This window comes from Allopseudospirillum japonicum (assembly GCF_900108915.1).
GTDB classification, from domain to species: Bacteria; Pseudomonadota; Gammaproteobacteria; order Pseudomonadales; family Halomonadaceae; genus Pseudospirillum; species Pseudospirillum japonicum.
Genome location: NZ_FNYH01000001.1, coordinates 60,988 through 87,820 on the forward strand (window position 1 = coordinate 60,988; position 26,833 = coordinate 87,820).

Below are 26,833 nucleotides of genomic sequence, written 5' to 3' on the forward strand. Positions count from 1 at the left end.
AATCTAAAGTTACTATTTTATTGCTAAATTTACTCATGGATCGCCAACGTGCGCATCTGCAAAGGGTGCTGATTCACAAGCCACACGCCTTGTATTTTGGTACCTTCACAATAAGGATATGCACTTATCAACGCCTTCTTAAAACAATTCCTTGTGTTGACATCCTTTTTTCTATCCACCTTATCTATAGGGAGCTTAGGTTGGTGAAGCCTTCTTTTCTTGCTTTATCTATCTTGTTGCTGATGATTTTTATTGGTTTAGGTAGCATTAGCCATCATAGCCGCCAGCAAGAATGGCAACGTGAGTTTGCAAGTCGTCATCAAGCGATCACCAAAGGGGCTCAATCCGTGTTAAAAATGAGTGAAAGCAATATGCTGGAACTTGCGCGTGTATTAGCCAGTGATCCAAAAATCGTACAAGGTCTGCGTCAAGCGTACTATTTGCAACAAATTGTACAAAGTCAGCCTGAAATTGCCGATGCAAAAGAACGCTTGGGGCGTATCCGCGAACATTTGATTCAATACTTAGGGCCACGCTGGAGCAGCATGGTACAAGCCCATGGGCTCAGGCAATTACATTTACATTTAGCTCCCAATGCAACAAGTTTTGTACGTGTACATGCACCAGAACGCTTTGGTGACGATCTCATTCATATTCGTCCTTTGTTAGCAGAGTTAATGCAAACCGGCCAACCTCAAGTCGGCTTTGAGCTAGGACGCATTTTCGGTGGTATTCGCGGCATTGTTCCTATTTTTGATGCAGACCAGAATGGTCAAAGTCGTTTACTTGGAAGTATAGAAACAGGGGATTCTCTAGAAAGTTTAATTAATGGCTTGGCAGAGACACTAAACTTACATGCAGCAGTTCTATTAGATAATAATATTTTATTAAAGCTTGTCTGGCAGCACCATTTACAAGCTAGTGGTAAAATTATTTATAACCAACAGCGTTTGGAATCTATTTCACGAGGCGCATCAGTTTCTGAGTTAAAATCTTTACTTAGTGAGCATACAGATAAAAAACTTCATTCCCCTGAAGGGCATTGGCAACTTGTCTGGATTAAAAAATCCCCACATTTGGTTTCCTATTTACCTATCTATAGTAAAATTTTAAATCAAACAAGCCCACAAGTGATTGGCCATCTTGTTTTTTGGCAAGATATGAGCCAATACCTAAGTATTCAGCAAGGCTTGCAACGTCAATTTTGGTTATTATTAGGGATTGGTTATCTTGTGAGTCTTGCGTTAATGGGATGTGGTTTATATTGGTTGGATTCCCATCTTAAAAAACGTATTCATCAACAGGCCCAAGAGCTCAGTGAAGCCAGCCGTTTTGCTGAACGTCTGATTGAACAAAGCCCAGATGCGATTATCGTCACAGATGCACAAGGTATGATTGAACGCGTGAACTTGCGTTTTACTGAAATTACTGGACATTTAGGGCGCCACGTGATTGGTGTTCCGATTACGCGGATTTTAGGCGGTGACATTGCAGGACAAACACAAAAACTTGCTCAAGCATTATTACAAGGTTTACGTTGGCATAGTGAAATGACCTTGCACCACAAAGAAGGACACACCTATCACGCAGCAATGAGCTTTGCCCCTATCAATGATCGCCACGGACGCTTACAGCATTTTTTATGCTCCTTGCGTGATATCAGTGAATCTCATCAATTACGAGAAGCCCTTATTCTGGCCAAGCGCCAACAAGATCAACTGCTAGCCAACTCACCTGCCGTCTTGTACCAGCTGCCACTGAAAGATAGTCAGGCCACAGCTTATATTAGTGTCAATGTCAAACGCTTAACAGGGCATAATGCAGAACAGGTACTAAGTGATATTCCAAAGTGGTGGTATGAGCATTTACATCCAGAAGAACAGCCCCAACTTTGGCAGCAAAGCCATTGGCGTCATTGGTCTAATGATCAACATACTCGTTTATATCGCCTGCGCCATGCAGATGGTCATTATCTCTGGATTTCTGATCAGATTATTCTCATCAGAAATTCACAAGGACACCCAGAAAAACTTGTTGGTGCTTTACTGGATGTAAGCCAAGAAATTGAATTAAGATCCCGCCTAGAATCTATCAGTCGCCAAAATACTTTATTACTTGAAGCTGCTGGCGAAGGGATCTACGGTGTGGATGCGCAAGGGATGACAACTTTTATTAATGCTGCGGCTTTGCGTTTGCTTGGCTATCAACGTGAACAAGTATTGGGGAAAGACGCACACCAACTCTTTCACGCGAATACTACAGAAGAGGAATGCCCAACGCGTATTGCTATGCGTCAACGAACCACCTTACATAATCAAATCACCCAATTTCGTCATGCACAAGGCGAGCTTTTGCCAGTAGAACTCACTACCTCCCCCTTAATTGATAAGGATAAAGTACAAGGTGCAGTCACTGTATTTAGTGATATTAGTGAGCGCCTGCGCATTCAAAGCCAGTTAGAACATCTTGCACTCACAGATGGGCTAACAGAATTAGCAAACCGCCGGCACTTTATGCAATTAGGCCAACAGGAACTAGCGCGCGTACGCCGCTATCAACATCCCGCTTGCCTGATTATGCTCGATATTGATCATTTTAAACGGATTAATGACACCTTTGGCCATGCCTGTGGCGATATTGCATTGAAGCAGTTAGCAGACGCGTTTAGGTATAATTTACGCGATACGGATATTGCCGCACGCCTAGGCGGCGAGGAATTCAGCTTGCTTTTGCCTGATACCCAACTTGAAGATGCACAGCAACTTGCGCAAAGGTTGCGACTTTATGTTGAGGAAATGCAAGTCGCTTGCTGCCCAGAAAATCAAGATAAACAAAGCTTTAGTTTTACTATTAGTCTGGGTGTCACCCAACTAATGCCTGAAGATCCACGGATAGATACAAGTTTATCACGCGCAGACAAAGCCTTGTATACGGCCAAAAACCAAGGGCGTAACCGTGTGATTTGCCTGTAAGCAATCACATAAGGCCACTTAAAATGCAGCCCGCGTAATAAGATTTTGGCTACGCATTTCGTAGTCATGCAACTGACGAACCCAGGTGTCTACTTGATAGCTGTTGTCTGAGTGTTCTTGCAAAAAAACGAGTATTTTCTGTTGTAAATCTTTATGCAGGCTTTGCACCTCATGTGCCCAAGCTTGCAGACCCAATTCTTCTTGCATAGCATCAACAATCACCGGGTTTAAGGTATCAGCCGCTAAAAATGTTTCAGCACGGTTATTCGCATGTTCGGGGTCAACAAGACACGCATAACAAGCTTGTTTAAAAATAATATGATCTATTTTCAATAGCGAAACCATAGCTTCCATATAAACATGGCTGACTTCTTGAATTGTTTCTTGGGCAGCATGTGAAAAAGCTTGAAAACGCCCTTCAAAATCAGCCGTCGTTTGACTAATTCCTTCAACCAGCTCAGCACATGCTTGCGTGCGCTCTACCATTCCTTGCACTTGGGACACAAAAGCACTCAGAGTGCTATGCACAGAAGTCACAACCTCTTTCGTTTTATTTGATAAAGATTTCACTTCATCCGCTACCACAGCAAAACCACGCCCATGTTCCCCAGCGCGGGCAGCCTCTACAGAAGCATTTAGAGCCAATAAATTTGTCTGATCTGCAATATTAGTTACCATTTTCAAAGCATTGGTTACTTCTTCACTTTGCGCCTGCAATAAATGCGTAGACTCATTCATGCTTTGTACACTTGCTGTAACCTCACGTAATGCACGGCTAATATCAGTCACTGATGCTTGGCTATCTTGTGCTGCTTGGGCGTTATGTGCAGAAATCGAGCGCACGCCTTGCATACGTTCACCTACGGCGACTAAGGCTTGTTGGTTCTGCTGTAAATCTTGTTGCAATTTTTGTCCATTTAAATCATGAATTGCTGCGGCCAGCTGATTTTGCTCTACAAAACGATGGTTTTCCGCAATCGCTTGCAGTCCTTTGTTAATATCTTCTAAAGAGCGTTGAAAGACATCTGGCAATCCTGCACCTTTCGCACCACGTCCATACTGATGATTATCAACTTGCTTAAAGCAGGCATTGACTTCTTTAAAATAAGTTTCAATACAATCAAAAAAATCATTTAATTCCCATGCTACCATACCAACTTCACCCATTTTAGGAGTCCGTGTCACTCTATGGTGTAATTCACCGTGGTTGGCGCGTCTTAATGCATCTTGCATTAAATTTAATACTTTTAAAGGTCGCTTAGAATCTCTTAATGCAAACACAGAAAAGATAATAGAGAGTAGAGGAAATATTATTAGCTCAATTACAAAGCTTTGCTGCCACCACCAAACAAAGGAGACGGTTGAAAGCATTAGGATATTAAATACAAGGGCGGCAAGTTTTAATCGTGTATTAAGAAAAGGAGCATGGCGGCTAACTTTATTATTGTATTCTGTTTCCATTGTTAGGAAAACTCCTCATAGTCAAGCATCTCCTAAGATGCCAAAAAGCTCTCTAGAGTTTTTCTCTCTAAAGAGCCATTGATCCCTAGACTAAACACCTAATTCTAGTCTTAGATTAAACTTAATACAAAACTTTGATAATCTTTACGTTCTGCATGAACTTGCTCAAGCAAATAATCTAAAGAAGCCTGAATTCCCGGATGCCCAGATTGGCGACTTTCGATCTCTAGCATTTTCTTATACAAGGGCTTCATACGCTCCACCGCACGCGGATGTGGACGGCGACGCACGGAGTAATACCCCTTCACCTTACCTTGGCTATCATAATCTGGGGTAATATTTGCAAGTACCCAATAATAATCACCATTAGAAACATAGTTTTTTACAATCCCAAAAAACTCTTGTTCCGATTGAATACTTTTCCATAAGAGGCGAAATACCGCTTTGGGCATATCTGGATGGCGGATAATATTATGGGGCTGGCCAATAAGTTGGCTCTCATAATAGCCTGCAATACGCATAAAGGCACGATTTGCGTAAGTGATTTTCCCTTTCAAGTCTGTTTTAGTAATGATGAGCTCATCATCTTTTAACAAGACCTCATTTTCCTGGCGATGCAAACGTACGGCCATGTTCATATTTATTTACTCCCTTAGAATCACACTGCTAACCTCATAAGCTTCACTGATGTTTATCTTTTAGTTCCCAAAACACCCTTGTTACTCGCCATATATAAAAATAATTATATATAGTAGGAAGATAGCAGCTTTTTTCTGCTAGTCCAAAAACAATACTGGTTAAGACAGCAGCATCACCCTTGCCCAGTATTTTAAGGGTGATCCTATGTGTTGCGTATACTGCCTTTCTCGAATATAGCATGTTTTGAGCAAGATCAAGATTTCTTGCGAAAAATCTACAAAATAGATGATTAAATCCTATATAAAAATCATATTTTTACAAAAATTTCACAAAGAAGAACAAAAAACTGTCATTTTTTGATAGCTTCCACCTTCCATAAAGAAGCTCACTAATAAAATTAAATCTAATTTAGAGGATCATCACGAATAATCCCTCGAAATTGAACACTTGGATTTTGCCCAGCAGCAAGCGCTTGTAATGTTTTGGAATGAAATTCACGCCGATATAAAACACCTATGACACCTAACGTTGTCAACATAAATACTAAGGGGTGTAAAAACCAACCAAGTACAGCCAGTGCAAAATAATAAGCTCTTAGTCCATAATTAAATTGATTAGCGGCTAGATCAATCAGGTTCGCTGTGTGTTCTGCCAATGCACGCCTTTGCTCTATAGACACTTGCGAGTCATTCGGCATAGGAGCACTCCCTATCACAATCGCGCAAAAATTATATTGTCGCATTGACCAAGTAAAAGTAAAAAAAGCATAAATAAAAATTCCAATTAAAAGTAGAATTTTTAATTCCCACTCAAGTTGGGTATCGGTTGCTACAAAAGGTAACTCAGATACCATATTGATTGCCTTATCTGTTGAACCAAGTAAAGCAAACAAAGCCGCCACTATCAGCAAGGTGCTGGAGGCAAAGAAAGCGCCATTACGTTCCAAATGTGTAATAAAGGTCGCATCTGGAATACGCACTTCGCGTTCGAGTAAACGTCGCATCCAATCACGGCGATAATTATGCATAATTCGTGCCAAACATAACTTTTTAATTCGCAAACTACGTTGGCATAACGCATGATAGCCCATCCAACATCCAATAAACCAAGCTAAAGCAAGGCCATCGGCTATGGTAATATCCACATAAATACCAAATAGATACATAGATTTTTATCCTAATTGCATGATTTTCAGGTCGAGAATATCCAGCCTACCTAGATATCCGTTATACTTGATCCACCAGATGGGTGCGCCAACACCTAGACTGCCCGTAATCTATTCTTACCTAATGGGAGAACACAATGTCCGATGTAAAAAAAGTCGTGCTGGCTTATTCTGGCGGCTTAGATACTTCTATTATTTTGCGTTGGTTAGAAGACCAATATCAATGTGAAGTGGTCACTTTCACTGCGGATTTAGGGCAAGGTGAAGAGTTAGAGCCTGCACGTGCTAAAGCCGAGCAGATGGGGGTGAAGGAAATCTATATCGAAGACCTGCGTGAAGATTTTGTGCGTGACTATGTGTTTCCTATGTTTCGTGCAAATACCTTGTATGAAGGTGAATATTTACTAGGGACTTCGATTGCACGTCCGCTGATTGCCAAACGTTTAGTCGAAATTGCTAACGAAACAGGCGCAGATGCCATCGCTCACGGCGCGACAGGCAAAGGCAATGATCAAGTACGTTTTGAGTTAGGTGCTTATGCACTTAAACCGGGTATCAAAGTCATCGCACCTTGGCGTGAGTGGGATTTGCTCTCCCGTGAAAAACTGATGCAATATGCACAAACGCACAACATTCCGGTAGATTTTGCCAAAACAGGTAAGAAATCGCCTTATTCTATGGATGCCAACCTACTCCATATTTCCTATGAAGGCGGCATCCTAGAAGATCCATGGGCAGAACCAGAAGAATCCATGTGGCGTTGGAGTGTCAGTCCAGAAAACGCCCCAGACCAGCCAACGTATATTAACCTGACTTTCCAGCAAGGTGATATTGTCGCAATTGATGGCGAAGCACTTGCGCCACACCAAGTTTTAGCGCGCTTAAATCAACTAGGCGGCGATAACGGTATTGGACGCTTAGATATTGTTGAGAACCGTTATGTTGGTATGAAATCACGCGGCGCTTACGAAACACCGGGCGGTACCATCATTTTACGTGCCCACCGCGCGATTGAATCTATTACCTTAGATCGTGAGGTTGCCCACCTGAAAGACAGTCTCATGCCTAAATATGCTGAGTTAATTTATAACGGTTACTGGTGGAGCCCTGAACGCCAAATGATGCAAACCATGATCGACGAATCACAAAAAGTCGTTAATGGTGAAGTTCGCGTTAAGCTCTATAAAGGTAACGTGACTGTAGTAGGACGTCGTTCTGATGATTCTTTGTTCGATGAGGCCATTGCCACTTTTGAAGATGATGCTGGTGCTTATGATCAGGCAGATGCAGCCGGCTTTATTAAACTCAATGCATTGCGCTTACGTATTGCCGCTAACAAAGGCCGCTCCGTGTAATCACTTACAGTAGAAAACCCATGCCTAGCAAATCGCTAGGCATTTTGGTTATTGATGATGTTTCTCCTGCACCAGAATATCTAAGTTGTGCATCACCTCATCACTGGCTGTTTCAGTCGCTTCCATCGCTGTAAGAATTGCTTGTTTTAATTCAGGATTATGCAGCCAGTCGCGTGCGGCAAGCATCAAGGCTTGATGTGCTTGCTCGTGTACATGCGCATGGGGGGTAAGCAAATTACGGTAACTATGCAACTGGCGGAATTGCTGATAACCGATACCTTCTTCATACCAGCGCCCCAAACGGCATTGGTGATGATCAACCGAAACGGCTTGCACTGCATCTTGATGCGTTTGCAAATCTTGCAAAGCTAAATAAGCCCGCTGTTTGTAAACAATATGATCCACTTTAGCCAAGGTGGCAAAACTCTTATCACAGGCAAAACCTAAACGTGCATGCGTATCTTTGGAAGTCTGTGCTAAATCAGAAAAAGTCGTTTTAAAACCACCTATTTTATTGCCTACATAATCCGCTTCCGCACCCGCAGTTTGTGATGCTTGATTCATTTGCGCAGAACGCTCAATAAAGGTACTGATAATACTACTAATATTTTCTGCCGCTTCTTTAGAGCGACTTGCTAGCTGACGTACCTCATCGGCAACCACAGCAAAGCCTCGTCCATGCTCCCCCGCACGTGCGGCTTCAATCGAAGCATTTAGTGCTAATAAATTCGTTTGCTCAGTGATTTCAGTGATAATTTGCAAAGCATCGACGACTTTTTTTCCGTCTTGCTCTAACTCAGCTACGAGTGCTTGCATGCTCGTGATTACACCAGTAATTTTCTGCAAATGATGCGTCATTGCTTCGATTTGCACTTGGCTTTCCTGCGCATTACTCCGATTAGTTTGTGCTGTATCGAGTGCATGGCGCACCCCTTCAATAACTTCCGTAAGATCTTTTTGTAAAGTGGCTAAATTAGGTACAAGATGGTTGACGTTAATTTGGCTTAACCCAGACATTAATTCATTATGCGAACGCATATTTTGCACTTCCTCCATCGCCGATAGCCCTTGGTTAAAGCGCTCCAAAGCGAGACGAGGTAAACCCACTAAACCTTGTGTTAAAGCTTCTCGACGTGGATACCCCAATCCAGCATCGCCAAAAGCCCGTTCAGATTCCATAAAATATGCATGCATCTGGTCTAAAAAACCATTGAGTTCCCAAGCGACTTGGCCAACTTCCCCCAAACCTGTGACCTTGACAATTCTATGGTGCATCTCACCACGCTTATTCAACTTTAAGGTATGGTGAATTTTGTGAAGCACATCCAACGCGCGGGAAATATTCCGGCGAATACTCCAGACTAAACCCGCAACAATGACAGGATAAAGCCACATCCACCCACTTTGCCCATAACCTAACTGGGCTAAGAGCACAAAAACACAGGCGCTCAGTAAATATAAACTTTGTACTAGGGTAATTTGTGAGCGTAAAAAGGGAACCGCCGCACTTCGAGCAGACGTCCGACGGGCATAAGTGGAAGCAACTTGTGCAGGTGTTTCTTGTACCAAGGGGGCATCTTGTTTATGTGCATTATAAAGGTGCAAAATCCACGGTAAGTATTCCTCCTCACCGGATTCTGCAAAAGCTTGTGCTAAAACCGCTAACCCAGCCTCTTTATGTTGACTTTCCGCTTCTAAGATACGTTGATATAAAGGCTGCACCTTCGCAAGCATGGCTTTTGAAGGTAAATGATGCACTGCATGAAAGCCTACAATTTGTCCTTGACGATTCACATCTGGATAGAAAGCTGAAAAAAGCCAGAGCCTTTGGCCTTGGGCATCCTGGTTACAGATCAGCGCGAAAAATTCTTCACCTTTTTGCAGATGCTGCCAAAGCAAATGCCAAATCGTACGCGGTGTCTGCCGATCACGCATCAGGCTATGGGGCTGCCCGATTAAATCCTGTTCGGAATACCCTGTCACCTGCATAAAACGACGATTCGCGTAAGTAATTTTTCCTTCACGATCGGTCATTGTGATCATGACAGATTCTTTTTTAGCCGTACCCTCGGCAGTAACAGACTGATTTGCCGGCATGGACTTACCCTTAATTAGCCAAAACGCAACAATGGAAAAAGCGTGAACAGTCCAAAAACCCTAGCTTATTTTTCTTATCAGAGTTTTAGATACCTCATATTAGCAAGACTGCTGCATATTCTCACCTTTACATGACGCTTCGACACAAATACCTACATAAAAAAAGCCCAAGTCTAGTGCTTGGGCCTTGCATCTTGCTCACCAAAAGCAATTAACTTTGTAAGCGCTTTTGCAACCAACTTAATAAAACACCATACAAGGGCACAAAAAAGAGCAAGCTAATGAGTAACTTAAATCCATAATCCCAAGCAGCGATTTCTGGCCAATGCGCTGCCATAAAGACGTCTGAGCTGGCATAAAAAGCCAAGCTAAAAAACACCAAGGTATCGACCAAATTACCAACTAAAGTGGACACACTAGGTGCAACCCACCATGTAGGATGCTGACGCAGCTTAGCGAATACGTAAATATCTAAAAGCTGACCCAAGGCATATGCCATAAAGCTTGCCAATGCAATGCGCACGACAAAAATATTTAAACTGTGCAGTGCTTCTAAACCTTGGTATTGACCCTGTGCAAACAAGGTTGATAAAAGATACGAAAGTATCAATGCAGGCAACATCACACGAAAAATCACTTGGCGCGCATGTTCACGGCCAAATAAACGCACACTCAAATCTGTTGCTAAAAAGATAAAGGGGAAGGAAAAAGCCCCCCAAGTAGTATGCATACCGAAAATATTGATTGGTAATTGCACTAAATAATTACTTGCCGCAATGATACTAATATGAAATACGCTTAAAATAATTAAGGCTTTATTGTACCAAGGCGCTTGTACATGCATTGGTGTATCGTTTGACACGTCAAGATAGGAAGACATAAGGCACCTTTTTGATAAGCGGGGGCGAGGGAACCCGCAAATGAAGGAAAAATAAGGATACAATCGAAGTTACACCAGCCAATAAGTGACTTGGTAAGGCGCGGATTCTAAGCTAATCTAGCTCGGATAACAAGAATGATAAATGATAGAAAGGATTTCTACTCATGTCAGCAGCTGCTTACTTGCAATTTCTTCTGCATCTACCTTTAGGTGTATGCATCAGCTTGTTTGTTTTAAGTGCACAAACGCTTTTATACAGTTTATGCCTTGCGCTCAGTACGGATCCTTGGACTGGTGCTGTTGTCCATTTTAGTTTAGGTCTTAACGCAGTTTACTCTTGTTTTTTGTTACTCGTGCAAGGTATCGTGAAATCTTCTGTACCTAAGTTGTGGGTTCCTACCTGTTTACTGAGCCTGTTGATACCCAGCTTATTAAGCTTACTCTTAATTATACAAACTTGGCTTGTTAATTAAACCTTAAGCAAAGCTCGCTTAGACTCGGTTTTTTCTCATCCTTTGCTCGAGGCCAGGTGTCGATGTTTTCTGTATCCAATGACGAAGCCAAAGCGGCACATAAAGTCACTCTCATAGGTTCAGCCTTAGATGCTACTTTGGGGGGCTTAAAAATTTTCGTCGGTTATTGGGGGAATTCCAGTGCTTTAATCGCTGATGGTATCCATTCGCTCTCCGATCTTTTGAGCGATGTTCTAGTGCTGGTGGCAACTCATTTCGGGCGTCAGCAAGCAGATGCTAAACACCCTTATGGGCATGCACGTTTCGAAACACTCGCCACCTTTATTCTCGGTGGTCTTCTCATCGCAGTAGCCGGCGCACTTGCTTATCAAGCCATCAAAGAACTGGTCACCGCAGATTTTAATGCCTTACTACCTGCCTCAGAAACCCTAATCATTGCAGCTCTTTCGATTGCTGGCAAAGAATGGATTTACCACTATACCATGCGTGTTGCACGGGCAATCCGCTCTGATTTGCTTAAAGCAAACGCCTGGCATAGTCGCTCAGATGCGCTTTCTTCTGTTGTTGTATTTATCGGGATCGGTGGCGCATTAATGGGTTGGCCTTGGCTTGATCAAGTGGCCGCTTTAGTTGTTGCTTTTATGGTTGCCCATATTGGTGCCAGTTTGGCTTGGAACAGCATTGAAGAATTAGTTGATACCGCTTTACCTGAACAAGACGTGCAGAAAATTCATAAGCTTGCTTTATCTGTGCAAGAGGTCAAAAATGTTCATGGCTTGAGAACTCGCAAAATGGGCGCTGCAATTTTGCTAGATATTCATTTACAAGTAGATCAATGTATATCAGTTTCAGAAGGACACCATATTGGTGTCTGCGTAGCGCGGCAATTACGAAATCATTTCACAGATATTGGCGATATTACTTTTCATATTGATAGCGAATATGATCAGGAAATCCCTAGTACCGCAAATTTATTACCTTTACGGACCCAAATCATACAGGAGCTAACCCTTGCATGGGCTGAACTACTTCATTGGCAAGACATAGCAAGGCTTAGATTGCATTACTTAAATAACAAAATTCACTTAGATATTTGTTTACGTGCACAGGCAGCAAAGGTTGACCCGTTACAGTTACGGCAGGCATTGCAAGGTAAATTATGGTTTGCTGATTTAACGCTAGAATACCTTGTTGAGGAGCTGGCCTCCTCCCCAAACAAGGTATAAAGTCACCAACGCGAGCGGAACATACGATGGCAACGCTTGCAACCTTTGGCAGTCACATTAATTAAATTGGCTGCCTCTGACATATTACCTGCACGCAAAAGCTCGGCGATACGTTCTGTGCGCACAATAAAATCTATCATTTGTTCTTCAAACTCGTCTCTATGCACCCAAATTTCAGAACGCGCACGCGTTTTACCTGCAAAACGTTGTTGATCTGTGCGCAAACGAAAGGCTTCTAACAAAGGCTGCACTTGATCTGCAAGTGTATTGGCCATTTTATAACTGGCGTATCTATCTTGACTGCGATTAACAACCACCTCAAAACGTAAAGCTTTAAAGGTTTTTTCGACCTCTTCAAAGCGCTGTATACGGAATTTAATGATTGCTTCAGGATCTACAGATTCGGCTTGCGTACTCGACATTTGTTGTGCCTGCAGCCAAGGTGTCCACAATAGCAAGCCTAGTAGACTCATTAGGGCGGTTAATTTCATGCGAGTTTCACCATCATCCTCATTAACCTATACGCATTAATTTAATGCCCCACAAAAGAGTGGGGTTAAGTGTAGGTACATTTTGTTTGCTCAAGGTTGCACTAATTGCAAACTCTGGTTCAGAAGTATCACGTTCACGCGGACGCAAATAAAGTTCCCCACCTGGGTCTTTTACAATAGAAACAATCGGCGCTCGACTGTCTTGTGTGCGTTTAATCACAATCCCGATTTCTTCATTTTTCAATTTGACACACGCACCTGGCGGGTAAACTCCTAGTTCATTCAAAAAGACCATCGTCAATTTTTCATCAAACTGACTACCACGTTCTAAAAAGATAGAACGCAGACTTTGCTGCGCACTTAAGCCTGGGCGATAAGGGCGGCAAGAAATCATGGCTGAATATACATCGGCTAACGCAATAATCTTAGCTTCAGGACGGATTTGCTTGCCTGATAGCCCTTGTGGATAACCGGTACCATCTTGTTTTTCATGATGCTGCAAAACAATATCTAACCATAACTCATCGGTCACACCGACTTGCTTTAACAAGGCCACCCCTTGTTCGGGATGCTTGTTCACCACTTGACGCTGTGCTTCATTCAGCGGCTTACGCTGGCGATTAAGTTGTAACTGATATGGATTCATAGCCACATTTTGTGTTAGCGCCGCCGCCAGCATAGATAGTTGGATTTTTTGTGGAATTTTAAGTTTACGTGCGATTAAGGCACACACAATTGCCACATGCATCGGATGCTGTAGCGTGTAAGCATGATCACTATTTAGATGCACCGCACCCAATAAAGCATCATCATTTAAGCGACATAAACCCTGAATTTGCGTGACAAGCAAGTAACAACGTTTCATAAAAACTTGCGCTTTTACTTCGTCTGCATTGAGTAGCTTAAATAACTCGGATAACTCATGTAAGAGCTCATCAAGCTCAGTAAATGGGTTCGTCTGACGTTCATAGACCACAGGTTGCGGTAAAGATGCTTCATCTAAGGCTTGCTGTTCTGCCGGTGATACTTGTTTCGGTTTTGGACGAAAGCCCGTATTCATTAACATGCTGAGCTTGCGTGGTGAGTCAATTTTCGTGCCTTCTTTCATTAAGATTTTACCTAAGCTGGTAAAGACACTCCAAGGCAGGGTATCTCCTACCTTTAACTCACCTTCTTCCAAAGGCTGCAGCTCGTAATCATCATCCATCAGCATGAATTAAGGCACCTTTCAACTAAAAAAATCCATAGATTTGCAGCCTAATTACATATCTCATGCTGTTTGTTCCTGTGCATTTGTCATGTTATCGATAATATGTCGAAACACAGGTTGTTTCTCTTGCTGTAACAGCGCATTAAAATCATCTTCAGTTAATGGACGGCTGAACAGGTATCCTTGAGCGAGTAAATCAGATCTTCCTTGCAGCAGGATATGTAGTTGCTGCTCGGTTTCTACCCCTTCTGCAACAACGTCCAGTTTGAGGTGAGAAGTCATATCAATAATGGTTTCTACTATCCCTATAGCACTTGCATCTTGTTCTAGATCACGTACAAAGGAGTGATCAATCTTGAGCACATTGACAGGCAACTGACGCAAGTAAGCCAAAGAAGAAAACCCTGTACCAAAATCATCAATGGCAAAACGGATGCCATAGTTACGCAGTGCTATCATTTTATCACGCGTATCGGTAATACTATTAAGCAGTAAAGATTCTGTAAGTTCTAGTTCTATCTTGGTCCCTTCCACTTGGTGGGCATACAGGATTTCTAGCACGCGTTCGACAAAATCAGGTTGCTGGAACTGACGCGCACTGACATTCACGGCAAGATAATGCGGCGCATGGGCATATTCTGCTTGCCAGGCTTTTAATTGGCGGCAGGCCTCTCCAATAATCCAATAACCGATAGGAATAATCAGCCCGCTTTCTTCTGCTAAGGGAATAAACTCTGCTGGGGAAACTAACCCCAAATCTGGATGCCGCCAACGCAATAAGCATTCGGCACTTAAAATATAGCCCTCAGAAGTCACTTGAGGCTGATAATAAAGATGCAATTGATGACCTTTTAAGGCACGGCGCAAGTCATTTTCCAGACGCAAGCGCCGTAAAGCATCTCGTTCCATCTCTTGCCGATAAATACAAGCTGTGTTACGCCCGCCTTGTTTCGCACGAAACATCGCAGCTTCTGCTTGTTTTACCATTTGCAAAGGTGGCGTTTGGCCCAGACTTTGGCTGACTCCCAAGCTGATGGTGATATGCAAACGATGCCCATCTACCATAAAAGCTTGGCCGACTAATTGCAGCAGCATTTGAATATGCGGCTGTAATTCAGATTCTGTATCTTGAGCATCTTTGATGCGTAAGATAAGTGCAAAAGTATCCCCCGTAAGACGGGCTAAATTTTCCCGTCGTGGCATTTGCGTTGTTAAACGCTCTGCGACCTGCTGCAATAATAAATCGCCAATACCATAGCCTAGAGAATCATTAATTGTTTTGAAGCGATCCACACCTAGCACTAAGAGCACATACTGCCAATGGGTTTCTTGTGATTCTGCAAGATAACTTAAACGTCTAACCAACTGTTCACGATTTGGTAAACCAGTGAGAGCATCATGGGTTGCCAGATATTGGGCTCTTTGTTCTGTACGCTTGCGCTCACTAATATCTTGGAAGGTCGCAATATAATGTGTAATTTGCCCATGCGCATTTTTAACTGCAGTAATACGGTTCCATTCTGGATAAATTTCACCATTTTTACGCTTATTCCAGATTTCACCTTGCCAACGGTCTTTATCTGCCAATTCCTGCCACATTTGCCGGTAAAAGCTTTCATCATGAAATCCAGATTTTAACAAACTAGGATTTTTACCTTTGACTTCACTTTGGTTATACCCAGTGATACGGGTGAAAGCATCATTGACCCGCAAAATCGAAGAGGTGTGATCTGTCACCACGATAGCTTCATCCGTGTTAAAAGCAATCGCAGCAAGGCGCAGGGCTTCTTCTTGTTGCTTACGTGCAGAAATATCTTGCACCAAAATAATGACATGCAAACTCTCATTATACACTATGGTAGAAGCGGTGATTTCTGCGGTGAAAACTTGGCCATCTGCACGACGAATCGTATGTACATGCGCATCAAGCAAGGTGTGATGAGCATTGGAGTTTGCTTTAGTCTCTAATTCGGGATAAGCCAATACTTCTGGTAATAAAAAATCTCGAATCGATGTTGCTTGTAAGTCCGCATAAACTCCCGCTTTAGGAGCTAATAAACGCCGCGCTGCAGGATTAGCATATTCAATTTGCCCTTGCACGCTAATTAATAGCGCCTGTGGCAACATTTCCAGCAAAGCGAAATAACGACTTGATTGTTCACGCGTTTGTACCAAGGCCTGATCGAGTACCTGTTCTAAGGCGACAAGCTCCATCGGTGCCCCTAGCTTAGTTTGTAAGGCATTCAAACGCCCACCTTGTGTCAATTGTGTTTGCAAAAGTGCCGTTGGCCTAAGGACATGTCGCTGCAACAACCACCACACAAACAAGCCTACAAAAACAAGTACCATGACCAAAACCAAACTCACCTCTAATACCCTTTGCATCAAGGTATACACAAGAGCATCACTGGCTAGCTCGATCAGCAAAACTGCGTTTGTGTGTGGGCGGTTTGAGTAAGTCAATGCATCTAAAGCACTTGGTAAACGAGAATCAGTTTCCTCAGGCAGCATCCATTGGGGAAGATGGAAAGGATAAGCATATAAATAGCTACGCGATAAGCCACGATAAATGCCTTCTGGTTGCGCTTGGTGCATGAGCGCGTTGACATCATCGAAATCTTGTGGTGTTAAGCGTGCATTTTCGGGGGCACGTACCAAAATATCCTGCGTACTCCGCTCAATAACGAGCATGCGTTTAGTACGTTCTTGATATAAGCTTGCATTAAAATAGTGTTGCCAATCGGCCAGAGTGTCTAACTTGTCTAGATCTTGCAAAATACCCTGCGCAGTATACAAGGCTTGATCACGTAAAGGTTGCTCAAGGCGTTCATGTTCTATCGCATAAAACATCCAGATACCTAGACAACTGATGAGCATGACCCCAAACAAGAGTGGGGCTAACAAATAAAAACGCAGGGGTTGCGCAACGACTGGCACAGATCTCATCCTTGGGTCATATCAACAAAGCAAGCTGGTATCGGGATGCAAGTATATCTAGGCAAAGATGCACACAACAAGCCATTTTCTTGATTGCCTTGCTAGTGAGCTGACAAAATATTCTACAAACTTCACCAAACAAGCTTTATAAAATAACAAAAATCTAGTGTTCGATTGTATGTTGGCGTGCACGCTGGTATTCCTCCACAGACTCATAGCCTTGTGCATGCGCTTCTTGTTCTAGCTGGGTCAGATAACGTCCAATAAAGCCAAACAAAGCAATGACTAAGAAAGTAATCAATACCGCAGCTTGGATACTGATGAGCTGAGTCACAGGCAGCTTGCTAAAAATCCAAGCACGGCTGGGGGGCCATAAAACTAAGCCCGCCAATGCCAAAGCAACTCCTGCTACAAAATAAAACATGGATAGCCATAGCCCAGAAAGAATACACATACTGCCTACTAGCCATCCTAAGGCCAATCTCAACTCGGTACGATACGCAGTGTCTATATTCAGCTTAAACTTTGACTTCACTCAGGTTTCCTCTGTAAGCAATGGCAAAAAAGCAACTAATCGCTGCTTCTATAAGCGCCCACGATTAAATATTTGTCGATTGGCTTCACTTTGACGCCGACTTTTACGCAAAAGTACATAAGTGGCGCCTGTCCCCCCATGATGCATCTGTGCACTATAAAAAGCCAATACTTGGGGAATTTCAGTCAACCATTTTGCTAAATAACTTTTTAATAAAGCACGTCTATCTTGGATATGTTGGCCGCGCCCATGCACAATTAATAAAGTACGGAGTTCAAGCTGTAAACCCTCTTGAATAAAGGTATACAATTGACGACGTGCTTGCTGAACTGATAGATGTTGAATATGTAATTTTGCATCTAGGTGATAATGCCCAAGACGTAATTTACGCAATACGCCTTCTTGCACTCCCTGACGGTAAAAACTTAACTCATCATAAGGATGTAGTAGTTCAACATATTCATTATCACTTAACGGATTATTCTCTGTTTCTAATTGAGATTCTAACGCTTGGCGTCTGAGCTTTTTCGCTAACTGATTTTGTTGACTTACCTTAGTTTGTACATTGGCATAAGTGCTTTGTATAGGCACGACATTATGCATCTCTTGGCGGAATATTTGTTCTTCTTCTAATGAAATATGTGTCTTTACCCCTGTATAAGCTGTCGACATCATTCAAACCCTCTCAGCAAAAAACCATGACCCCCTTTGCCTCAACGACAAAGGGGTCACCTTGATTAGTGACTGGCTTTGAGTAGTTCCCAGTACTTTTCATAAACACTTAAGGCTTCACCAATATCCTGCTGAAACTCGCCTTTTTCTACCACTGCTTTATTTGGATAAACCACAGGATTTGTGCGCACATTTTCGTCCATCATGGCTAAAGCTTTTTGGTTAGGTGTTGCATAACCAATTTCCTCAGAAATCAGTTTAGCAATTTCAGGACGTAATAAGAAATTAATAAATGCGTGTGCGGCTTCTACGTGTTTTGCCTGCTTAGGAATCACTAAGTTATCCATCCATAAAATGACGCCTTCTTCAGGATAAATATATTGAATATTCGGGTCTTCCTGTTGCGCCATATAAGCTTCACCATTCCAGATCAGGCCAACATCTGTTTCCCCTTCGAGGTAAGGCATCCTTGGCGCATCAGAATTATAAGTACGCACATTAGGTACAAGTTCACGTAGTTTTTCATAAGCTTGGCGTATGTGTTCAGGCTGAGTATCATTGCCTGAGTAGCCTAGGCTCATCAAAGCCATACCAAACACTTCACGCATATCATTGGTGAGCATGACACGCTCGCGCAGTTCAGGCTTCCACAAATCCTGCCAGCGAGTGAAATCTGCTGGATTTAAACTCGCGGTATTTACAGCAATCCCTGTACTTCCCCAGAGGTAGGGCACACTATAGGTGTTATTAGGATCAAAAGGTTTATTGAGCAAGCTAGAGTCTAAGTTTTCATAATTTGAAAGTTTAGTTTTATCAATAGCTTGTAGCAAACCCTCATTACGCATTTTGTTCACATAATAGGTAGAAGGTACGGCTAGATCATAGCCACTCCCTTCATCAAGTACGCGTAGTTTGGCATACATAGCTTCGTTACTATCAAAGCTGGTGTAAATCACTTTAATGCCAGTTTCTGCCTCAAATTGCTCCAACACTTGCTGAGGCATATACTCAGACCAGTTGTAGAAATAGACAACCTTGTTTTCATCTGCAAAAACACAAGTGCTAGCGAGTACGCCGGTTAAAGCAGCGGCAAGCAGATTTTTTTTATGCATTAGCTGGATCCTTTTTTGATCAGAAGGTGGGACGCAAGTAAGGCAAGTAGAGAAATGAGCAACATCAAGGTTGCCAAGGCATTCACTTCCGGTTTAAGACCAACGCGCACCATGGAGTAAATACGCAGGGGAAGTATCTCATAAGTGGGACCTGTTACAAAGGTACTCACAACCACATCATCCAAAGACAAGGTAAAACCCAACAACCAACCTGCAGCAATCGCTGGTAAAATGATAGGTACTAACACATGGCGTGTCATTTGCCACTCATTACACCCTAGATCCTTCGCTGCTTCTAAAATCGCAGGATTAAAGTTACTCAGACGCGAATACACGGTAACGACAATAAAAGGAATACAAAAGGTAATATGTGATAATACTAAAGAAATAAATCCAAGATGAATACCTAACAAAATAAACAGTGCTAGTAATGAAATTGCCATCACAATATCTGGTGACATCATAACAGTAAATAAAAGACCATTGAGTAACTTTTTGCCCCGAAAACGATAGCGATATAAGGCAATTGCAGTTAAGGTACCAACAATAGTTGCCCCTGTTGCCGCCACAATTGCCAGCAACAAAGAATGTCCTGTCGCCTGCATCAGCAAGGTATTATTAAGCGCCGCCTCAAACCAGCGTAAACTCAAACCGCCCCAAGTATATAAACTACGCGAATCGTTAAAAGCATAGCCAATCAATACCAAAATAGGTAGATACAAAAACAAGTAAACTAGGGTCATATACCCACGTGTTAGCCAAGTTATCATCAAACATTTACCTGCTGTTTCATCAGTTTTATGCTGCGCCAATAAGCATATAAGAGAATCGCCATAGCACTGGTGAGGAAAATACTTGCCGTCGCACCAAAAGGCCAATCACGCGCATCTAAAAATTGATTTTTAATTAAATTACCAATCAGTAGATGCTTAGCACCACCAAGAAGGTCGGCAATATAAAACATGCCCATAGCTGGCAAGAGCACTAACAAGGAGCCAGCAATAATGCCTGGCATCGTTAAGGGGATGACTAAATGCCAAAATGTTTTTATTTTGCTTGCGCCTAAGTCTTGTGCCGCTTCAATGTAATTATAATTCAACTGATCAAACACAGCATATAAAGGCAAAATCATAAAAGGCAAAAGTACATAAACTAAGCCTAAGATGACGGCACCTTCAGTGTATAGCATACGCAAAGGGGTATCGATCAAACCCAAAGATAATAGGCTTTGATTTAACAGCCCCTTAGTTGCTAATAAAACCTTAAGTGCATACGTGCGTACTAGAGAATTTGTCCAAAAAGGAATAATCACTAGTAGCATTAAAAAAGGCTTTACATGAGCGGGAAATCGACTAATTGCAAACGCAAAGGGATAACCAATGATCAAGCAAATCAAGGTGGTTATCACCGCCATCCATAAAGAGCTGATAAAAACTTGCAAATAAAGTGGATCAAATACCCGAATGTAATTGTCTAGGGTAAGCTGCCATTCAATAAAATGACTGTCTCCACGGGTCATGACACTGGTGAAAATAATCATGACATTGGGTAATAGGACAAAAGTCAACATCCAGCCCCAAATAAGCACTAGTACCCCAGTTTTAAAGGGGCTACGTGGACGTTGGAAAAAATGTAACATTTACACTTCCTCCACTGCGGAAACCGCCACAGATGGAGAGACTTGTTCATCAACAAGGATCACTTCCCAGTTGGCAACCCAGCTAACTAAAACAGATTCGCCTAAACGATAGTCAAAATCTGGGTCTTCTTCATCAAAAAACTCACTAACTAATATTTGGCCACCTTGCTCCAAAGCAATCACAGTATCCAAGGTCATCCCTTTGTAATTACGTTCAATGACTTTACCACTGAGACAAGGTTGATCTGCCAAAGCTTGGCGATCTGCTGGCGCATAAAGCCGCATATCTTCTGGACGCAACAAGACCTTGACTTTTTGCCCTTCCGCAAGGTGAGCTAAATGGGTACGTGCTTTGATACACACATTTTGCTGGGCAAGTGTCAAGGTCCAGTGGTGATTATTTTTAGTTTGGATGACTGCATCAAATAAGTTTGTTTCTCCAACAAAACGAGCAACAAATAAGGTTTTGGGATTTTCATAGACTTGGCGCGGTGTACCTATTTGTTCAATATGACCTTCACGCATCACGATCACACGATCTGACATCGATAAGGCTTCTTCCTGATCATGTGTGACAAAAATAAAGGTAATTCCAAGCTGACGTTGTAAACGTTTGAGTTCATTTTGCATTTGCTTACGCAGCTTGTAATCTAACGCGGATAAGGGCTCATCGAGTAATAAAAGGCGCGGACGTTTCACAGCAGCACGCGCAATTGCAACCCTTTGTTGTTGACCACCTGAAAGCTGATGTGGCCGTCGGTGTGCAAGATTAGCTAATTGCACCATTTCTAATGCTTGTATGGCTCTTTCTTTCACTTCAGGTTCTGCAACTTTTTCCATACGTAACCCAAAAGCGACGTTATCAAACACGCTCATATGGGGAAACAGGGCATAACTTTGAAATACCGTATTCACATGCCGCAAATGCGCCGCTTGCTGGGTAATTTCCTCACCTGCAAGAATAATTTGCCCATGATTAGGACGCTCAAATCCTGCAATCAAACGTAAAATCGTAGTCTTACCGCAACCAGAAGGACCTAATAAAGTGACAAATTCGCCGTCATAAATATCTAGATCCAGTGCCGCAAGTACAGTTTTATCATCATAACTTTTGCTAACATCTTTTAAGGAAACTAAGACCGAAGGAGGGTGCGTCATAATTAATTTAGGCTCCTATATGGATCAAAGAGGTGTGAATCACATCACAGAGTGTATACCCTAGCCCATGACAGCTTCACTGCGATTTTTCCTGTGAGTTGAAGCAAAAACCCTTGCAGATCCGCATCTGTTAGTCTTTCTTGCTACCAATCCAGCTACTTTTCTAGGTATTTGGCTGCGGGGGCGCTATTGTACAAGACTTGGCTCAAAATGCAGCTATAAGATGTCACCGACATTTACAAACCTCACAAGCAAAGTACTTCTTTATTTTGTCACCTTATGTAGGCACAAAATAGGCTATATTGAGCCAATATTTTCATTAATACGCATCCAGGATGCTGACCACTTATGACGCTCAATCAGGTTATTAGCCTTAACTTGGCTAAACATTTTGACTTCGAAACCCTCAAAGTTCAATTTATCGAAGCCCACAGAGGGTCCTTATATAAAGATGCACTTTATTTGGATCGCCCCCAAGGCAAAGCTTTTGTCTTTCCCTTCGGTGTTTTGGTCGCTTGGGGACTAAATCACGAAGATTTACAGTATTTGCAAGCTCAGCTTATCGAACACAGTACACAAACCCATCCCCAAGCTTTTCATGAGCAGTACCCTTATGAGATAGGTGCTGAACGTCAGGGCTTTTCTAATGATCGTTTAAAATTGATCCAAGGTGATACGCATGAAATGCTTGCTTTGTCTCATGCGCTAGCACAATCAGCCAAGCTATTAGAATTTGAAGAAGCCGCATTACAAACTATCAATAGTACAGTACACATTCCCGAAACCATTGCGCGAACAGGCTCCAGCAGGCTCAAGCGTAAGGAAACAGCTCAATTGCGCGGTAAACTATTTCTTGCCAAAAGTGAGATTATCCTGCGTTATGACCTACTCGATGCACCAGAGTTTTTTTGGGAATATCCAGAGCTAGAACCTAGCTATGTGTTGGCGGCAGGTTATTTAGAACTTAAACCACGTGTGGATCTACTCAACCGCAAATTAGAGACAATTCATGAGCTATTAGAAATGCTAGCAGATGAACAAAAACACCAACATTCTTCTTTGCTGGAATGGATCATTATTTGGTTGATTGCTATAGAAATTATCATCTTTTTCACGCATGATATTTTCAAATGGTTTTAACCCACTTAAACCGATAAGGAAAGCGAGTATGTCTCAGGTAGGTTTTATTGGTGCAGGTCTCATGGGGATACCTATGATGCAGGCTTTATTAGATGCTGGCCATCAAGTTTATGGCTGGAACCGTACGCTAGATAAATTAGCCTCTCTCACTGAACATCCTCGCTTTGTCACTTGCACCCACCTAGATCAAGTTGCTGCAAGTTGCGACACTATTTTGATATGCATCGCAGACACTCAAGCAGTGAAAGACGTTATCTATGCACCCAAGGGCTTGGCCAAGGATTTAAAGTCAGGGCATTTACTCATCGATCTCTCATCCATTGATCCACAAAGTACCCGTGAGCTAAGCGCTTACGTCCAAACGCGGGGTGCAACCTGGGTTGATGCACCAGTATCCGGTGGCGTTCAAGGTGCGCAGCAAAAACGCCTCGCGATTATGTGTGGTGGTGATGCACAAGATGTGGCCCGCGCACAAACTTATCTACAAAGCTTTGCGCGCCAAATTACACATATGGGAGCTGTAGGCTGTGGACAAATCACTAAAATTTGTAATCAAATGCTCGTTTGCACCAATGCCTTGGTCATTGCTGAGATGATGTCATTAGCACAAAGCTGCCATGTTGAAGTTGATAAAATCCCCCAAGCCTTAGCAGGCGGTTTTGCGGACTCTTTACCTTTGCAAATCCTTGCCCCACAAATGGCGCAGGAAGTCTTTGAACCTGCTAAATGGCACGTACGTACCTTATTAAAAGATTTGGATAATGCCGTTGATCTTGCAACCCATGAGCAAAGTGCCGCCCCGATTACCGGTCTGGCTGCACAATTGATGCGCTTACATGCAGGTAATGGTTTTGCTGATACGGATCCAGCGACCTTAATTCAACTCTATAAACAACTCTAAATGTCTACATCGCTTTTATGTCTAATATCGCCGCCAATATCAGTTTACTTTTTACAGAAATTCAGCAAGCCCCAGCACGAATCTTCGCCGCCCAAGCTGCAGGGTTTGATGGTTTTGAAGTGCAATTTCCTTATACCTCCCCCTTAGAAACTTGGCAGCATGCCCTTGATGCATGCCCTTTACCTTTAGCTTTGATCAATGTACCTGCCGGAGATTTACTAACCGGTGGTTTAGGCTTAGCGTGCGTGCCACAAAAACGCCCCGAGTTTCGCCAAGCTTTAATTGAACTTAAAACTTACGCCACCACCCTCAAACCCCAAGGGATTAACCTACTTGCTGGATGTGCACCAGCAGAAAACAGAAAACAAGCGTATGCCTGTTTAGCCGATAACATTTTACGCACTCTAGAAGTGAGCTCACAGCTCGATATTCCCTTGTATATGGAGCCGATCAACAACCTAGACATGCCAGATTTCTTACTCAACACCCCAGAAGAGGTTGCCGATGTATTAGCACTGGCACAAGTGGGTGAACAGGACGTTGGCCTGCAATACGATTTATACCATATGGCACGTATGCAGCGTCATCTTTGCCAAGATCTCAAAGACTTACAAACTTGGATTAAGCACATTCAGTTTGCAGATTTACCCAACCGTCAGCAACCCAGCATTTACCCACAAGCTGAACACCTCGATTTTTCTCTTTGCTGTGCTCAATTGAAACAACAAGGATATTTAGGTTGGCTGGCGGCAGAATACCACCCAAGTGTAGAGCAAACCCAAAACTCACTTGATTGGCTGCCATATTTTCGTAAGTCTCTCTAAAAACGATCTGCAACTTGGCGTGCACGCAATAAAGAAAGATACCAATCACGCTTCACAGCGGCGGCCGCCGGTGGGCGTGATGACAAGAAGCTAACCAAGGATTGTTGACTACTTGATTTTGCATAATTGGCCAATAACTGCAAGGTAGCAGGACGTGCACCATAGGTTTCCTGCAAAAAGTTTTGTGCTTTTTCAGTCAGTTCAACCCGATAGTGTTTCACCAAAGCCACTGCTAAACGCTCTGCGGCTCGACTCAAGTCTTGTTCTACTTCCTTTACCATGGCATTCACAAGAGCTGCCTTTGTTGCCACACTCATCCCCGGCTCTAAGTGACCAAAGTAAGCGGCATTCGCTGTATTGAGAGCACGTTGGATTTCTGGACGACTTAAGTGAATATAAGGCTCTAGAATTAACGCAATATCCACGGCTAATTGCTTCGCCATTTCAATGCTAAAGTGACGTCTTTTACCAGATTCACGCACAAAAAAGCGTCTTTCTTGCTGTTCTAACTCTAATCCCGCCTCTTCTAACCAGCGTGCTAAAGCCTGGCATACTTGAATCTTTTCCTGATCATCCAAATTAATTTGTTTTTCAATAATGCGCAAACCCAAGCGCCCAGGCCCTAATTTTAGCCGTGTTGTTGCATCTTTATGTCGTGATGCAATCGCATCCCATTCCTGCGCCGCTTTTAATAAACGCGCATGATCACGACCGATTTCTTGATAAGCTTGACGCAAGGCTTTATATAAACGAATCGCGGTACCTAACTGATCTGCTTCTTGGCGTAATTCAGCTAGTTTTTCAGTTTTCCCAATACGCACTGCAGTACACAAATTTAGAATATGCTGCCCTAGACGATCCATCGCTTGCATAGAAGCCTCTAGTAAGCGTTCAGATTGATAACCGCTTAAACTTTCGTCTGGATAATACTGGGTGTTTTCTAATAAAAAAGTTGCTAAAACTTTCAGACGGCTAGACCCAGTGGCACGGGCAATACGATAATGTGCTCGAGCAGTTTCTAACTCATCTAGCGCATGAGCTAATTTCCAACGCCCACGGTAATTAAAAATGAGCATAGGAATTTTACGCCCATTAATTAATTCTAAGGCGAGAATAAGCATTTCTTCTACATCCGGCAAGGTCATTAACAGCTCATTATCTTCTTCACTCGCTGCTAAAATACGTTCAATAAAACCATCATCGCGTACAACACCCTTCTTTAAATTAGGCGCTCGCCCTTGAAATCTTTCTCTTAATAAAGCCGCACCTTCTGGGGATGCTTCGTTTAATTCGGTTAAAACTTTTTCTACTTGATCTAGATATTCTGCATGTAAATCTTTAATACGCGAAAAAAGACCTACGCGCCGATAACTATCAATACGGGTCAGTAAGCGCGCCAACTCGAGGTCACTAGTTAACTCAAAAACCGCAAGTTCTAAACTTTCAGGGCTTAAATCAATTTTGCGTAGAAGTTGTAAAGCTGCCTCACGTTTGCGCACTTCCTCCTCTTCATAAGTGGCCACGATCATATCACGCACAGCTAGAATCAGGTCAGGCAAAGCATTCATCACTTGAGCAACATCTTGTTGTGCTTTTTCACGTGTCCGGCCTTGGGTCATGTTATAAACAATCTTAGCGCCTATCCCTATCACCCCAGTAATAACGGTATAACCAACAAAATAAATGAGGGTTTGGCTACTCGGTGGCTTGCCATGGCCTAAAAAGTAACCACCATAAGCACTTAGCAAAGTGACAGGGCCTGCAGTCCATAATAATTGCAATAGAGTAATGCTCCAAGGCAAGGTCGTGACTGCTTCACTAATCCGCTGAATATGAGCATTACCTTCACGTTCTAAAGAGACTCTTTGTTCACGGCGGGTTACCTGTAACTTACTTTGAAACCAAGCCACACTGCTTCTCCTTTTGCGCAGATTGATGGTGATTCA

At 42.8% G+C, this 26,833-nt stretch carries 22 protein-coding genes; 7 read left to right on the forward strand and 15 right to left on the reverse strand.

Annotated elements, in window-relative coordinates:
• Positions 1-203: 203 nt before the first annotated feature.
• Entirely contained in the window at positions 204-2,972 is a 2,769-nt protein-coding gene (locus BMX05_RS00235; protein ID WP_177166721.1) for a diguanylate cyclase, read from the forward strand.
• Positions 2,973-2,990: 18 nt separating this feature from the next.
• On the opposite strand, the gene BMX05_RS12825 is transcribed toward BMX05_RS00235, so the two are convergent.
• From BMX05_RS12825 to BMX05_RS00250, 3 genes are all read right to left on the reverse strand, one after another.
• The gene (locus BMX05_RS12825; RefSeq protein WP_093307677.1) at positions 2,991-4,433 is read right to left on the reverse strand and encodes a methyl-accepting chemotaxis protein; all 1,443 of its coding nucleotides are present in this window, start codon (positions 4,431-4,433) and stop codon (positions 2,991-2,993) included.
• Positions 4,434-4,543: 110 nt separating this feature from the next.
• Positions 4,544-5,071, reverse strand: a complete 528-nt coding sequence (locus BMX05_RS00245; RefSeq protein WP_245710351.1) for a PAS domain-containing protein — start codon at positions 5,069-5,071, stop codon at positions 4,544-4,546.
• Positions 5,072-5,475: 404 nt separating this feature from the next.
• Positions 5,476-6,237 (reverse strand): DUF599 domain-containing protein, encoded by a 762-nt coding sequence (locus tag BMX05_RS00250; protein ID WP_093307680.1) that lies wholly within the window; start codon positions 6,235-6,237, stop codon positions 5,476-5,478.
• A 137-nt stretch (positions 6,238-6,374) separates the two neighbouring features.
• Here BMX05_RS00250 and BMX05_RS00255 point away from each other — a divergent pair, with 137 nt between their 5' ends.
• The gene (locus BMX05_RS00255; RefSeq protein ID WP_093307683.1) at positions 6,375-7,592 is read left to right on the forward strand and encodes an argininosuccinate synthase; all 1,218 of its coding nucleotides are present in this window, start codon (positions 6,375-6,377) and stop codon (positions 7,590-7,592) included.
• Between the two features lie 48 nt (positions 7,593-7,640).
• Here the strand turns inward: BMX05_RS00255 and BMX05_RS00260 are convergent, their stop codons facing one another.
• Positions 7,641-9,689, reverse strand: a complete 2,049-nt coding sequence (locus tag BMX05_RS00260) for a methyl-accepting chemotaxis protein (RefSeq protein ID WP_093307687.1) — start codon at positions 9,687-9,689, stop codon at positions 7,641-7,643.
• A gap of 211 nt (positions 9,690-9,900) precedes the next feature.
• On the reverse strand, positions 9,901-10,533 hold the full coding sequence (locus tag BMX05_RS00265) for a 7-cyano-7-deazaguanine/7-aminomethyl-7-deazaguanine transporter (RefSeq protein WP_143051927.1): 633 nt from the start codon (positions 10,531-10,533) through the stop codon (positions 9,901-9,903).
• A 200-nt stretch (positions 10,534-10,733) separates the two neighbouring features.
• Between BMX05_RS00265 and BMX05_RS00270 the strand changes: the two genes are divergently transcribed.
• Positions 10,734-11,042 carry a hypothetical protein gene (locus BMX05_RS00270; protein ID WP_093307692.1) on the forward strand — a complete coding sequence of 103 codons (309 nt, stop codon included), beginning with the start codon at positions 10,734-10,736 and terminating at the stop codon, positions 11,040-11,042.
• A 62-nt stretch (positions 11,043-11,104) separates the two neighbouring features.
• On the forward strand, positions 11,105-12,268 hold the full coding sequence (locus BMX05_RS00275; protein ID WP_093307694.1) for a cation diffusion facilitator family transporter: 1,164 nt from the start codon (positions 11,105-11,107) through the stop codon (positions 12,266-12,268).
• Positions 12,269-12,270: 2 nt separating this feature from the next.
• Here the strand turns inward: BMX05_RS00275 and BMX05_RS00280 are convergent, their stop codons facing one another.
• The 9 genes from BMX05_RS00280 to potA all read right to left on the reverse strand — a co-directional run bounded on the left by BMX05_RS00280 (position 12,271) and on the right by potA (position 22,022).
• On the reverse strand, positions 12,271-12,759 hold the full coding sequence (locus BMX05_RS00280) for a cytochrome c (RefSeq protein WP_093307696.1): 489 nt from the start codon (positions 12,757-12,759) through the stop codon (positions 12,271-12,273).
• Positions 12,760-12,781: 22 nt separating this feature from the next.
• Positions 12,782-13,972, reverse strand: coding sequence for an HD-GYP domain-containing protein (locus BMX05_RS00285; RefSeq protein ID WP_093307698.1), 1,191 nt, complete (start codon positions 13,970-13,972; stop codon positions 12,782-12,784).
• 57 nt (positions 13,973-14,029) lie between these two features.
• Entirely contained in the window at positions 14,030-16,906 is a 2,877-nt protein-coding gene (locus BMX05_RS00290) for a putative bifunctional diguanylate cyclase/phosphodiesterase (protein ID WP_177166722.1), read from the reverse strand.
• A 163-nt stretch (positions 16,907-17,069) separates the two neighbouring features.
• Positions 17,070-17,441 carry a hypothetical protein gene (locus BMX05_RS00295; RefSeq protein WP_143051918.1) on the reverse strand — a complete coding sequence of 124 codons (372 nt, stop codon included), beginning with the start codon at positions 17,439-17,441 and terminating at the stop codon, positions 17,070-17,072.
• A 48-nt stretch (positions 17,442-17,489) separates the two neighbouring features.
• Entirely contained in the window at positions 17,490-18,113 is a 624-nt protein-coding gene (gene smrA / locus BMX05_RS00300; protein ID WP_177166723.1) for a DNA endonuclease SmrA, read from the reverse strand.
• A gap of 65 nt (positions 18,114-18,178) precedes the next feature.
• Positions 18,179-19,225 (reverse strand): extracellular solute-binding protein, encoded by a 1,047-nt coding sequence (locus BMX05_RS00305; protein WP_093307708.1) that lies wholly within the window; start codon positions 19,223-19,225, stop codon positions 18,179-18,181.
• Positions 19,225-19,995 carry a spermidine/putrescine ABC transporter permease PotC gene (gene potC, locus BMX05_RS00310; RefSeq protein ID WP_093307710.1) on the reverse strand — a complete coding sequence of 257 codons (771 nt, stop codon included), beginning with the start codon at positions 19,993-19,995 and terminating at the stop codon, positions 19,225-19,227. Before potC ends, BMX05_RS00305 begins: the two co-directional genes overlap by 1 nt.
• Entirely contained in the window at positions 19,995-20,864 is an 870-nt protein-coding gene (potB, locus tag BMX05_RS00315) for a spermidine/putrescine ABC transporter permease PotB (RefSeq protein ID WP_093307713.1), read from the reverse strand. Before potB ends, potC begins: the two co-directional genes overlap by 1 nt.
• Positions 20,865-22,022 carry a spermidine/putrescine ABC transporter ATP-binding protein PotA gene (gene potA, locus BMX05_RS00320; protein ID WP_093307715.1) on the reverse strand — a complete coding sequence of 386 codons (1,158 nt, stop codon included), beginning with the start codon at positions 22,020-22,022 and terminating at the stop codon, positions 20,865-20,867.
• Between the two features lie 348 nt (positions 22,023-22,370).
• Between potA and BMX05_RS00325 the strand changes: the two genes are divergently transcribed.
• The 3 genes from BMX05_RS00325 to BMX05_RS00335 are packed head-to-tail and all read left to right on the forward strand — an operon-like array spanning position 22,371 to position 24,887.
• The gene (locus tag BMX05_RS00325; RefSeq protein ID WP_093307717.1) at positions 22,371-23,162 is read left to right on the forward strand and encodes an RMD1 family protein; all 792 of its coding nucleotides are present in this window, start codon (positions 22,371-22,373) and stop codon (positions 23,160-23,162) included.
• The gene (locus BMX05_RS00330) at positions 23,140-24,063 is read left to right on the forward strand and encodes an NAD(P)-dependent oxidoreductase (RefSeq protein ID WP_281246208.1); all 924 of its coding nucleotides are present in this window, start codon (positions 23,140-23,142) and stop codon (positions 24,061-24,063) included. The genes BMX05_RS00325 and BMX05_RS00330 overlap by 23 nt, the downstream gene beginning before the upstream one ends.
• A 17-nt stretch (positions 24,064-24,080) precedes the next feature.
• Positions 24,081-24,887, forward strand: coding sequence for a TIM barrel protein (locus BMX05_RS00335; protein WP_093307721.1), 807 nt, complete (start codon positions 24,081-24,083; stop codon positions 24,885-24,887).
• On the opposite strand, the gene BMX05_RS00340 is transcribed toward BMX05_RS00335, so the two are convergent.
• The gene (locus BMX05_RS00340; RefSeq protein WP_093307723.1) at positions 24,884-26,797 is read right to left on the reverse strand and encodes a hypothetical protein; all 1,914 of its coding nucleotides are present in this window, start codon (positions 26,795-26,797) and stop codon (positions 24,884-24,886) included. The genes BMX05_RS00335 and BMX05_RS00340 overlap by 4 nt on opposite strands.
• Between the last annotated feature and the right edge of the window lie 36 nt (positions 26,798-26,833).